Here is a 12592-nt window from a genome sequence, read left to right as displayed (position 1 = left end):
CCGAGGGGAGGGCGTCACGGCACGGGCGCTGCACAAGGGCCCGGGCATCACCTTCCCAGGGAGTGCCCATGACGACCTCGACCGCCGCCGCCCCCCGTCCGCAGTCCGCCGGCCCCATCAACCCGACGCCGCCGCAGCCCGTGCTGGATGCCAGCGTGGTGTTGCCGATGGGGCAGGGTGTGGTCGCGGCCTACGACTCCTTCAACGGCAAATCCGTTCCGGCGGTCAACGGCTGGACGCAGAAGGACACCCTCACCGTGTGGGTGCCGCAGAAGGGCGGTGCCCCGGAGATGTTTGGCCTCTGGTACCTGGCCGCCGGCGATGCGAGCACGGCGATGCTGGCGCTGCGCGGGACGGTGACGGCCGCCGACGTGCGCGCGGACGAGGAGTACGCCACCACGTCCTTCGTGCCGTTCAACAACGCGACGCTGTCCCCCGTGCCGCAGGTGCACGGCGGGTTCTGGAGCATCTACACCGGGACGGGCGGCTCGGTGACGCAGTCGATGCAGGCGCAGGTGTTCGCGTGGCTTGAGGCGAACAACATCCAGAAGCTCTACGTGACGGGCCACAGCCTGGGCGGCGGGCTCGCGGAGCTGCTGGCGTTGGACCTGGCGGTGAGCCTGCCGTCGCTGAGCGCCACCACCGTCAGCTTCGCGGCGCCGAAGGCGGGGCTCACCGACTCCTGGGGGACGGCCTATGCGAAGTACGTCACGAATCCGGTGACGGTGCGTGTCGTCAACCAGTACGACGTGGTGCCCACGCTGCCGCCCGCGGTCCGCTACGGGCAGGTGGGCGAGGAGTTCTCCGTGCTCTTCTACAACACGCTCGGAGACACCAGCACGCAGGAGGCGACCATCCGGCACGAGATGGACAACTACCTCTCCGTGCTCACGCAGGCGCTGGCCGTGGTGCCGCCGCAGGTCTTCGTCGGCACCTTCCCGGACGGCGTCTACACGGACAGCAGCGGCAACCCCCTCACGGACACCAGCGTCGCGCCCACCACCGACACCCTCGCGAGCGCGAAGGCCTCCGCGCAGACGCTGCCGCATCAGCCGGTGGCGCAGCCCCCGCGCCGTCAGGTGGCCGTGAAGTAGGGCCGGCCTGACAGGCCAACGGCGCGGCAGCCGCTCCGAGGGGAAACTGGAACCGAGGGATGCCGCAGGTAGGGTTCGCCACCGTGACGACCGACCTGCGACCCCAAAGCGTACCTCCCGAAGCCACCTTCGACGCCGACGCCAACCTCTGGCGAGACGGAGGCCCCAACGATTCGCGCGAGCGCCTGTGGATCCATCCGTCGGGCCTCCTGCTGCTCGATGCCACGCGCAAGGACGGCAAGCTCGATGGAGAGATCAAGTGGTCGCTCGGCATCCACCAGATGTCCGAGCATGCGCCGCGCGTGGCCATGCAGGCGGCGCTCGGCCTGCCGAAGGGGCCGAACCACACGATGATCGCGACGTTCGCGGACGGTGCGCTGGTCGAGGTGCGCTTCCGCCCCGGCTTCGACTTCCCGGACACGCTGCGGGTCGAGCTGCGTGAGGGCGTGATTGACGGCGCCGTCGAGTGGAAAGTCGGTCCGGTGGAAGGTGCGCTGTTCGAGTACGCCGGAACCAAGCTCCTTCACAAGGTCTTCAAGGTTCCGAAGCCATGGCCCCATCGCCTGACGGCGGTCTTCGTCAAGGGCAAGCTGAAGAGCACGACGTACTTTGACAAGGAGGGCACGCCGCTCGAGGTGAGCAAGACCCCGCTCACCGAGTGGGGTGAAGCCGCGGAGGCGAGCACCCTGGCCGGCTACATCGAGCGCGGCGACTTCGCGGCGGACGCGGCGCGCTTCTTCCCGAAGGCGCCTCGCGTGTCGAAGCCCGGCAGCGAGAAGGTTCGCGCCGTTCCCGCGGGTCGCGCGCTGGACGCCGTGGTGATGGGCGGTGGGGTGCCGTCGATGACCCTGGCCTTCGACTTCGACAGCTACGGCTTCGACTGCAAGAAGGAGGAGCTGTACGGTGCAAGTGACGACAAGTACGTCGGCATCGCGAGCGACGGCTCCGGCGAGATGTTCCTTCTCGACGTCACCACGGGAGAAGTCGTCCGCTACGCGCACGAGGAAGGCTCTGTCGCGCCGGCCTTCACCTCGCTGGATCATCTCGCTTTTTCGCTCCTCCGTATCGAGGCGGCCGCGAAGAAGCTGATCCCGAAGGCGAAGCTCTCAGCGCTGTTCAAGAGGCTGGGCCTCACGACGGCCGGCGCACTCCTGAAGGAATACTGAGCGCGCCCCAAACAGCCTGCTAGAGCTGGATCTTGAGCCCGCCGAGCAGCGTGCGCGGCGCGTTGGGGCGGGCGCCGTAGGGACGGCGTCCGACGATGACCGCCTCGTCCAGCAGGTTGCGGCCGCTCACGTAGAGCTGGCCCCAGCGGGTGACGTTCCAGCTGGCGTTCACGTCGAACGTCAGCAGGGCGCCCGTCTTCAAGCCCTCGGGAATCTCTCCCTGGCCCGCCTCCTCGCGCATGCTCGACAGGTACGTGGTGCTGATGAAGGCGCCCCAGCGGGCGCCCTCCACGCCCAGCGAGGCGAAGAGCTGGTGCCGGGGCACGTACGGCAGCTCATCCCCCGCGGTCACGTTGCCGAACTGCGGATCCGACGAGCGGAAGTCCTCCAGCAGCTTCGTGCGCGTGAAGGTGTACGCCACCGTCAGCGGGAAGGTGATGCCGCCGCCCGGACGGAAGGTCTTCTCCGCGAAGGCCTCCAGGCCGTAGATGTGCGCCTCGCCCGCGTCCACCTGCCGGTCCAGGTTGTCGTCCAGACAGCCGTTGGAGAAGGTGCAGACGTCGGTGAGGTTGGAGTAGTCGTTGAAGAAGCCCACGACTTCGAAGCGCTCGCCACGGCGCGACCAGCGGGCGCCGGCCTCCGAGTTGAGGCTCTTCTCCGCGGACACCGCCTGGGGCTGGCCCGGCGCGGGCGGGGAGAAGCCGCGGTACGTGCCCGCGAACAGGCCCAGCGTGGGGGTGAGCGCGCCGTAGACGCCCACGCCCGGCATCAGCGCCTCCAGCGAGCCCTGGTCCGTCGTGCCCGCGAGCCGGTCCGTGGACGTGGAGCGGATGACCTCCAGGCGCACGCCCGGCGTCACCACCAGCGGGCCCCAGGCGATGGCGTCCGTCGCGTGCAGCGCGAGCGCGTGCGTGGAGTCCTTGTTGTCGGCGGTGAGCTGCGTCTCTCCGCCTTCGGCCACCAGCTCCCCGCCCACCATGAGGAAGCCGTCCTGCGTGTGGCGGCGGGTGATGCTGTCGTAGTGGTAGCGCACGCCGAACTCGGCGTTGTGTGACAGCGGGCCCGTGGTCGTCGTCCAGCGGGCGATGCTCTGGAGGCCCTGGCTCACGAAGACGCGGTGGTTGGGCCCGATGAGAATGGTTTCGCCCGGCGTGGACGAGTCCAGCTCCCCCGTCAGCACGCCGTAGTAGATGGCGTTGCGCGCGCTCGTGGGGTCCGCGAGCACGTCGGAGATGGACGTGCCCCGGAAGCCGTTCACCTTGCGCCAGGCGCGGTCCAGGTCGTGGCGGTAGAGCGACGTCGTCACCGCGAGGTCGCGCCCCTCCAGCACGTGGCTGAGGACCGCCTGGGTGCGGTGCCACTGCATGTGGTCGAACTGGCTGGCCTTGTAGCGGCGCAGCGGGTTCGCGGCGAAGTCCGCGTCGGACAGGCCCAGGTACGTCTCGTTGGAGCCCTCGTCGGAGTAGCCCAGCTTGAGCTGGAGCGTCTGGCGCAGCTCGCCGTCCGGCACCAGCCGGTAGCGCGCCTTGGCCATCCACTCGTTGCGATGGAAGCCAGTGGACGCGTCGCTGCCATCCAGCTCCTTGAATCCGCTGCTGCGCAGGTGGATGCCTTCGACGAGGAAGCCCGCGCGCTCCGTGCTCGCGCCAAAGGAGCCGTGCGCCTTGCCGTAGCCGTACTGGCCGCCCGCCAGGTCCAGGCCGAACGACTCCTGCGCCGGGATGTCCCGGGTGATGAGGTCCACCGAGCCGCCCACCGTCTGCGGGCCCTGCTGCACGGAGGACGGCCCCTTGAGCACGCGCACCGACTGCATGCGCGTCATCAGGGGGAAGTAGTACGCGGCGGGCGCGGAGTAGGGCGCCGGCCCGAAGAGGATGCCGTCCTCCAACAGCGTGACCTTCTTGCTGCGGTCCGGGTTGACGCCGCGCAGGCCCAGGTTGGGCCGCAGGCCGAAGCCGTCCTCGCCCCGGCCGTACACGCCCGGCACGGACTGGAGGATGGCCTGGGGGTCGTCCAACTCGTAGCGCTGGAGCTTCTCCGGCTTGAGGATGTGGATGGAGCCGCTCGTCTTCGCCTCGGACGTGCCCACCACCACGCTCTCGAACCTGCGCGAATCAGCGGGCGCCGTCTCCGCGACGGGCGCGTCGGAGGCCACGGGCGCGGCGGGCTCCGTGCCGGGCTCTGGCGGCGTGCTCGCCTGGAGCGGCTCGGCGGGCGCGGCGACCGGCTCGGCAACGGGCTGTGCGGCTGCTGGCTCGGGGGCGGGTTCGGAGACTGGCGGGACCGCGGGCGCTGGGAGTGGCGCCGTCTCCGCTGACGACGGGGGCGCGTCCTGGGACGGCGGGGGCGTCTGGGCCGGGGCCGACGAGGAGACGACGAAGGAAACCACCGCGACTGCCCAGGTCCGTGCACCCATGACGACGAAGACTCCCGGAGGAACGAACGTACGTACGAAGAAGCGCGGCGGTCGACCGGGCCGACAGGGGACGAAGGGTGTCCCCGTCAGCGTCGGAAGACCGCCGCCTGCCGCGACCGCAGCGGGATCTACTGTGCTTCGGCGGCGCCCGCGATGACGATCTTCCCGTCGGACTGGACGACGACGGCGCGTGCGGCCTCATCCAGCTTGCCGGTGATGACGTTCACCGTGACGATGCCACCCGCACCGAACGTGGTGTCGCGCGTGCCGTCCAGGTTGAAGCGCGCGATGGCGAAGCGGTTGTCCCCGCCCTCGGTGACGAAGCCCGTGGCGTACACCTTGCCGTCCAGGCCGAAGGTCACACCCCAGGCGCGGTCGTTGGCCGCGTCGGAGAAGGGCACCACGCCGGAGAACTCCTGGCCGGTGGTGACGTTGCGGATGAGCAGGATGGAGTCGTCGTCCTCGCCCACCTTCGCGCTGTAGCCGACGGCCGCGACGTACTCCCCGCTGCCCGTGTCGAAGGCCGCCACGTCGAAGAAGGCCTCGTCCGGGCGGTCGAAGTCGTACCGCTTGTAGCCCTCGGTGAAGCCCGCCACCGTGGCCGGCTGGCCGTTCGCGGTCACGTGCACCGCCAAGGCGTCGATGCTGTCCTTGGCGGGGGTGCCGCTGCCCACCATGAAGATGCTGTCGTCCTTGAGGGCCACCGCGTCACGGCCGCGGTCGTTTTCGCCGGTCAGGTTCAGGATGAACGCGCCGTTGGTGCCGTACGTGGAGTCGAGCACGCCCTCCGCGCTGTAGCGGAAGGAGACGATGTCCACCGTGGTGCCCGCCACGCCCGCCGCGCGGCCGTAGCCGGTGGTGACGTAGGCGCCCGTGGACTGACGGGCGGCGGCGTAGGCCTCGGAGATGCCCCACTCCTTCGTCGGGTCGTTCGTGGCGAACGGCGCCGAGTTCAGCACGCCCTTGGCGCCGAACGTGGCGTCCACCGCGCCCGTGTCGTTCAGGCGCACCATCACGACGCGGTGCGCGCTCTGCGAGCCCACGCCCGAGGGCTGGTTCAGGTAGCCGGCGGAGAGGATCTTCCCGTCCGCCTGCACGAAGCCGTGGCGGGCCGAGTCACCCAGGCCGCCGATGTCCAGCACGTACATGCCCTTGCGCGTGCTGGCCGCGTTGAAGGTCTCGTCCAGCGCGCCGCCCGCGGTCAGCCGGGCGACCACGCGGTCGGTGTCCGTGCGGGTGCCGTCCGCCTTCTTGGTGGCGAACACCACCAGCCGGTCCTGCGTGTCGCGGTCGATGCTCCACATGGAGTCGCGCGCATTGCCGGCGCCCGCGCCCAGGTTCAGCCGCGCGATGCCGTTGCCGCTCGCGCCGAACGTGTTGTCCACCGTACCGTCGGTGTTGAGCCGCACGAACGCCAGGTCCGAGTCCGGCGCGGGAGGCGTGCCAGCGTCCGTGCCAGCGTCCGTGTCCGTGCCCGCGTCCACCGTGGTGCCCGCGTCCGGCGTGGGGGTGGGCTCGTCATCACCGCAGCCGCCCAGCGAGGTCATCGCGATGCCAACGACCAGCATGCCTGGCAACAGCTTCTTGAGGCTCCGGTGCTTCCCCTGAATCGACATGGTTTCCCCTCGGGTGTTTCGTGGCGGAAAATGAAAACGATTATCAAATTCAGCCATGTAAACGGGGCGTCTGCGTAGACCGGGGGGATGCGTGAAGTCAAGGTGTCGGCCGATACACCGACGGGACTGTCGCTTCGAGAATGATTGTCAGTCTCAACACTGATTGATAATCCGGAGGGCATGATCTCGCGAACCCGTCCGGATGTGGGCTCCCGTTGGGGAGTCAGGGCCATGGCGTTCACCGCGGTGCTGTGCGTGGCGTGCAGCGACAGCAAGCCCAAGCCGGTGGATCCGCCGCCCACGGAGGGGCCGGACGTGCGAGCGGAGCTGTTGAGCGCGGCGGGCGCGTGCATGCTGACGACGGCGCGCGACTTCCTGCCGAAGGCCACGGCGTTGCAGGCGGCGACGGTGACGCTGCGGGATGCGCCGGACGCGGCGAGCGTGGCGGCGGCGCGCGCGGCGTTCCACGAGGCGATGGACGTCTGGCAGGTGGCGGAGGTGATGCAGGTGGGGCCGGCGGCGCCGCGCAGCAGCCCGGGCGGCGGGGAGCTTCGCGACAACATCTATTCGTTCCCGCTGAGCAACCGGTGCTCCGTGGAGGAGCAGCTCGTGTCGAAGGGCTACGAGTCGTCCAGCTTCTCCTCCAGCCTGGTGACGCGGCGCGGGTTCCTGGCGCTGGAGTACCTGCTCTTCCACGAGGGCGCGGACACGGCGTGCGGCGCCAACTCCCCCATCGTGGCGCAGGGGACGTGGGCGGCGCTGACGCCGGAGGACCGGGCGGCGCGCAAGCGGGCGTACGCGGCGGTGGTGGCGGCGGACGTGCGCACGCGCGCGCAATCGCTGGTGGACGCGTGGGCGCCGGAGGGCGGGAACTTCCAGAAGACGCTGGCGACGGCGGGCGCGGGCAACGCGGTGTTTCCGTCCACGCAGGTGGCGCTCAACACGCTGAGCGACGCGCTGTTCTACGTGGAGCGCGAGGGCAAGGACCAGAAGCTGGCCCGGCCGCTGGCGCTGCGCGACTGCGCGTCGGACACCTGCCCGGAGCTGCTGGAGTCGCAGTTCGCGGGCCGCTCCAAGCAGAACCTGCGCCAGAACCTGGTGGGCTTCCGCCGCATCGTGGAGGGCTGCGGCGCGGACCACGCGGGGCCGGGCTTCGACGACGTGCTGGTGGCGGCGGGTGCGGAGGGCGTGGCCACGCGGCTTCGCCAGCAGGTGGTGGAGGCCGAAGCGGCGCTGGCCGCGGTGGAGGAGGCGGACCTCAAGGAGGCGCTGGCCCAGGACAAGCCGTCCGTGCAGCGCGTCTACGACGACTTCAAGGGCATCACGGACGTGCTGAAGACGGACTTCATCACCACGCTGGACCTGGAGCCGCCCGCGGGCCTCGAGGGAGACAATGACTGAGTCCGCCGGAAGCGGGGACCCCGTGTCCTCGCGTCCGTGGCCACGGCTGTGGGCGTGGCTGCTTGAGCCCCGGGACATCGCCTCGCTGGCGGCGTTCCGGGTGGCGCTGGGGCTGCTCATCACAGTATCGGCGGTGCGCTTCCTGGCCTACGGCTGGGTGGGCGTGCTGTTCGCGCAGCCGAAGTTCCGCTTCACCTACTGGGGGTTCGGCTGGGTGCCGCCGCTCCCCGACGCGGGGCTGCCCGCGCTCTTCGTGGCGCTGGGCGTGCTGGGCGTGCTGCTGATGGTGGGGCTGTTCTACCGGGTGACGGTGGTGCTGCTGTTCGCGCTGTTCGCCTACGTGCAGCTCCTGGACGTGACGAACTACCTCAACCACTACTACCTGGTGAGCCTGCTGCTGCTGCTCTTGTGCTTCGTGCCGGCGCACCGGGCCTTCTCCGTGGACGCGTGGTGGAGGCCCGCGCTGCGGCGCGACACGCTGCCCGCGTGGTGCACGCTGCTGCTGCGCTTCCAGGTGGCGGTGGTCTACGTGTTCGCGGGGCTGGCGAAGCTCACCTCCGACTGGCTGGTACACGCGCAGCCGCTCAACATCTGGCTGGCCGCGCGCACGGGGCTGCCGTGGGTGGGGCCGCTGTTGGAGCAGCGCTGGATGGCCTACGCGGCGGCGTGGGGCGGGATGCTGTTCGACACCACCATCGTGCTGTTCCTGCTGTGGCGCCGCGCGCGTCCGTTCGCCTACGTCGTGGTGCTGGGCTTCCACGCGGTGACGTTCGCGCTGTTCCCCATCGGGATGTTCCCCTTCATCATGGTGACGGGGGCGCTGGTGTTCTTCGACCCGTCGTGGCCGCGCGCGCTCTGGGCCCGCGTGCGCCGCCTGCCGTGGCGCGGCGTCACGCCGCCCTCTTCAGCGGAGGTCCGCGTGCCCGGTTGGAAGGGGCGGGTGGCGCTGGGCGTGGCGGGCGTCTACGTGCTCCTCCAGGTGTTGCTGCCGCTGCGCACGCATGCGTATGGCGGCAACGTGCTCTGGCACGAGCAGGGGATGCGCTTCTCCTGGCGGGTGATGACGCGCGAGAAGAACGGCAGCGCGACGTTCATGGTGCGCGACAGCGTCACCGGCCGGCAGTGGCACGTGTCGCCCGGCCAGTACCTCACGCGGTTGCAGGAGCGGGAGATGGCGGTGCAGCCGGACCTCATCCTGCAACTGGCCCACCGCATCGCGCGGGACTTCGAGGCGAAGACGCAGCACCCCGTGGAGGTGCGGGCGGACGTGCGGGTGTCTCTCAACGGCCGGCTGTCGGAGCCGCTGGTGGACCCCACGGTGGACCTGGCGCGACAGGAGGACGGGCTGGGACCCAAGCCGTGGATCCTCCCTGCCCCCGAGTCGCCGCCGGTGCACCTGCGCCCCACGCGCTCCGCGCAGGCCCGTAGCCCCGGGCCCTGACGCCTACTCCAGCGGCGCGGGGAACGCCGGCAGCGCGGCGAAGTCCTCGGGCACGTGCTGGCGGATGACGCGGGCGTTGGACTCCTTCGCCAGCGCCTCCACGCGGCGCATCGACTCGAGCGTCTGTGCGCGGTCGCTGTTGTAGACAGGCACCAGCTGCCGCTCGCGCGACTCGCGCAGCGGCCACAGGTCTCCCGCGAGCAGGAAGGCGCCGGACTTCGCCGTCTTCAGCAGCAGCACGGTGTGTCCGGGCGTGTGTCCGGGGGCCTGATGGATGGTCACGGTGCCGTCGCCGAACACGTCGTAGGCGCCGTCGCCTTCGATGACCACGGGCTTCACGTGTTCCAGGGCGCTGTAGTGGGGGACCTCGTCACGCCGGTGGGCCGTTTCGGAGAACGCCGCCGCGAGCTCCTCCGCGTCCACGATCCACTTCGCGCTGGCGAACAGGTTGGCGTTGCCCGCGTGGTCGAAGTGCATGTGTGAGAACGACAGGAAGTCGATGTCGGCGGGGGCCAACCCGAGCTCACCCAGTTGGACGGTGAGCTTCTTGGGGACCTGGAAGCGCATCGGCGCGCCCTGGGGCTGCAGGCCGCCCGGCATGTCCGCGATGGCCTCGGAGAAGCCGGTATCCCAGAGCAGGTCGCCCTTCGGATGGCGGATCAGGTAGCACGGATTGACGCCCTCGCCGCCGATGCCCTTCATCGAGCCATCGTCCGCCATGGAGCCGAAGTCGGTGGCCTGCACGCGGCCGCAGTCGATGGCGTAGAGCTTCACGGCGGACGCCGCTGCGACGGTGGACGTTTGCGCGGCGGGGTTCTGGCTGGCGCACGCGGTGAGCGCGAGACAGGCGGACAACATGTGGAGGGTTTTCATGACGTGGCTCCGGAGGGAAACGGTGGGGGGAGAGTCAGGAGGGATGGCTTCAGGGGAGTTCTAACGGCGTGAGCCCACGGCGGAGGTCGCATCCGGCTCCGCCTCCCGCTGACCTGAAGCGGTCGTGAGCGGTGGGGCGTCCAGGTAGCGGGACACGGCCCGGCCCAGGGACTCCACCTGCGGCGGCTGGAGCACGGAGTAGTGCGTGCCGGGCACGTCCACCACCTCGATGCCATCCGTCAGCGCCGCCCAGCCCCGGGTGCGGTCGCCCCCCTCGTCCACGTTGGCCTCGGTGCCGCGCAGCATCAGCACGGGCAGCCGCAGCGGCTGCAGGACGTGGCCGGAGAGCGCACTGATGCAGGCGTTGAACACGCGCTGGCGTCGCTGGAGCCAGGCGAGGTTCACCTCGGGACCGAAGGCGCCCGCGCGCTGGCCTTCTTCGAGCAGGTGCGGCAGCAGCTTCGCCGCGTCCCCTGCGGGCACGTGCGCCGGCAGCTCCTCCGACAGGCCGGTGGTGTGGGCCAGGTTCACGGTGAAGAGCTGGCCCAGCGTCGCGGCGTCTTCCATGGGCATGCCCTGCGCGTAGGACGTGGGGCTGGGCTCGATGAAGACGAGCCGCTCCACCTCTTCGCCGCGCTCCAGGAGTTGGCGCGCCATCTCGAAGGCGACGACGGCGCCCATGGACCAGCCGCCCAGGCGGTAGGGGCCGTGGGGCTGCACGCTGCGCACGGCCTCCAGGTGCAGCGCCGCCAGGTCCTCCAGCGAGTCCACCGCGCCCTGGCCATTCTCCAACCCCGGGGCCTGGAGCCCGTGGAAGGGCTGCTCCGTGCCCAGCTGCCGCGCCAGCTCCGCGTAGCCCCACACGGTGCCGCCAATGGCATGCACGCAGAAGAAGGGCGTGCGCGTGCCTTCAGGCTGCAAGGGCACCAGCAGGTCGCCGGGCGCGGGGCCCAGGCGCAGCCGGGACAGCGGGGCTTCGGGGGCGGCTACCGCCTGCTCCAGGAGCGAGCGCAGGTGTTCGGCCCAGCGCGTGGCGGTGGCGGGCTCGAAGAGGTCGCTGTTGTACTCCAGCACGCCGGTGAGGCCCGCTTCCGCCTCCTCCCAGAGGGCCAGCGTCAGGTCGAACTTGGCGGACTGGCGCTCTACGTCCACGAAGCGCAGGGACAGCCCGGGGCCCATGGGCTGGGACACCGGCGCGTTCTCCAGGACGAACAGCACCTGGAACAGCGGCGAGCGGCCCGCGTCCCGCGCGGGACGCACGGCCTCCACCACCCTGTCGAAGGGCACGTCCTGGTGCGCATACGCCCCGAGCGTCACCTCGCGCACGCGGCCCAGGAGCGCGTGGAAGCTGTCGCCTGTCGCCACGCGGGTGCGCAGCGCGAGCGTGTTCACGAAGCAGCCAAGCATGTCCTCCAATTCCGGCGCGGGCCGCCCCGCGATGGGCGAGCCCACCACCACCTCGTCCTGCCCGCTGAGGCGCGACAGGAGCGCCTGGAAGCCCGCGAGCAACACCATGAAGGGCGTGACTCCCTCGCGGTGGCCCAGCGCCTTCACCGACTCCGACAGCACGGTGCCCAGGCGCACCGGCACTCGGCCGCCCCGGAAGGTCTGCACGGACGGACGCGGCTTGTCCGTGGGCAGCTCCAGCGCGACGGGCGCTCCCGCAAGCTGGTGACGCCAGTATCCCAGTTGTGACTCCAGGACCTCGTCCCGCAGCCACGCGCGCTGCCACACGGTGTAGTCCACGTATTGAAGCGGGAGCGCGGGGAGCGACGGCGTCTGCTTCGTGGAGAAGGCCTCGTAGAGCGAGGACAGCTCGCGGGTGAGCACAGCGGAGGACCAACCGTCGGAGATGATGTGGTGCATCGTCACCACGAGCAGGTGGTGCTGCGCACCCAGTCGCACCAGCAGGCCCCGCACCAGCGGGCCGCGCGTCAGGTCGAAGGGCACCTCCGCCTGGTCCGCCGCGAGCGCGAGCGCCTCCTGTTCGCGCTCCGCCTCCGGCACGCCCTGCAGGTCCACGAAGGCGAGCGACGGCGGCAGCTCCGGCAGGACGACCTGCACGGGTCCTTCGGCGTCCTCGCGGAACACGGTGCGCAGCGTTTCATGTCGCTGGTGCAGCGCGTGGAAGCTCTGCACCAGCGCCTTCGCATGCAGCGGCCCCATCAGGCGCAGGGCCGCGAGGATGGTGTACGCGCTGCTCCCGGGCTCCAGCCGATCCAACAGCCACAGCCGCTGCTGGGCGAAGGACAGCGGCAGGCGGCCCGTCCTCGGCACCGGCAGCAGCGGTGGAACGACGGGGCTCGAGTCCCCCGCGTCCCGCGCGGCGTCCACCCGGGCGGCGAGCGCCTCCAGCGTGGGCGCGTCGAAGAAGGCGTGGAGGGGCAGCTCCACGTGCAGCGAGGCGCGCAGCCGCGACACGACTTGCGTCGCGAGCAGCGAGTGGCCTCCCAGCTCGAAGAAGTGGTCGGTGATGCCCGCGCGCTCCACGCCCAGCACCTGCTGCCAGAGGCCCGCGAGCAGCGTCTCGGTGGGCGTGCGGGGCGCCTCGTAGGGACGGGGGCTGGTGCGCTCGCTGATGGGGG

The 12592-nt window shown here is 70.7% G+C and carries 8 protein-coding genes; 4 read left to right on the top strand and 4 right to left on the bottom strand.

The genetic code is table 11. From position 1 onward, the window contains the following. The first annotated feature begins 68 nt into the window (after window positions 1-68). Window positions 69-1094, top strand: coding sequence for a lipase family protein (locus tag D7X12_RS32305; protein ID WP_120629080.1), 1026 nt, complete (start codon window positions 69-71; stop codon window positions 1092-1094). Between the two features lie 83 nt (window positions 1095-1177). Then, window positions 1178-2260: an SMI1/KNR4 family protein gene (locus D7X12_RS32300; RefSeq protein WP_120629081.1), complete on the top strand. Its 1083-nt coding sequence runs from the start codon at window positions 1178-1180 to the stop codon at window positions 2258-2260. A gap of 19 nt (window positions 2261-2279) precedes the next feature. Here D7X12_RS32300 and D7X12_RS32295 read toward each other — a convergent pair whose 3' ends face one another. Together D7X12_RS32295 and D7X12_RS32290 are read right to left on the bottom strand one after the other, a co-directional pair. Next, window positions 2280-4676: a TonB-dependent receptor family protein gene (locus tag D7X12_RS32295; RefSeq protein WP_120629079.1), complete on the bottom strand. Its 2397-nt coding sequence runs from the start codon at window positions 4674-4676 to the stop codon at window positions 2280-2282. A 128-nt stretch (window positions 4677-4804) separates the two neighbouring features. Further along, window positions 4805-6292, bottom strand: a complete 1488-nt coding sequence (locus tag D7X12_RS32290; protein ID WP_120629078.1) for an NHL repeat-containing protein — start codon at window positions 6290-6292, stop codon at window positions 4805-4807. Between the two features lie 231 nt (window positions 6293-6523). Between D7X12_RS32290 and D7X12_RS32285 the strand changes: the two genes are divergently transcribed. Both D7X12_RS32285 and D7X12_RS32280 read left to right on the top strand, forming a co-directional pair. Next, the gene (locus D7X12_RS32285) at window positions 6524-7693 is read left to right on the top strand and encodes an imelysin family protein (RefSeq protein ID WP_244224913.1); all 1170 of its coding nucleotides are present in this window, start codon (window positions 6524-6526) and stop codon (window positions 7691-7693) included. Next, window positions 7686-9134: an HTTM domain-containing protein gene (locus D7X12_RS32280; protein WP_120629076.1), complete on the top strand. Its 1449-nt coding sequence runs from the start codon at window positions 7686-7688 to the stop codon at window positions 9132-9134. The genes D7X12_RS32285 and D7X12_RS32280 overlap by 8 nt, the downstream gene beginning before the upstream one ends. A gap of 3 nt (window positions 9135-9137) precedes the next feature. Here D7X12_RS32280 and D7X12_RS32275 read toward each other — a convergent pair whose 3' ends face one another. Continuing rightward, window positions 9138-10007, bottom strand: coding sequence for an N-acyl homoserine lactonase family protein (locus tag D7X12_RS32275; protein ID WP_120629075.1), 870 nt, complete (start codon window positions 10005-10007; stop codon window positions 9138-9140). 60 nt (window positions 10008-10067) lie between these two features. Beyond that, window positions 10068-12592, bottom strand: a 2525-nt coding sequence (locus D7X12_RS32270) for a condensation domain-containing protein (RefSeq protein ID WP_158620162.1), incomplete at its 5' end; no start/stop codon positions are given.

It is taken from the genome of Corallococcus sicarius (assembly GCF_003611735.1).
Lineage (GTDB): Bacteria > Myxococcota > Myxococcia > Myxococcales > Myxococcaceae > Corallococcus > Corallococcus sicarius.
The sequence above is the reverse complement of the archived record's forward strand: the minus strand, read 5'-3'. Positions and strand labels throughout refer to the sequence as shown.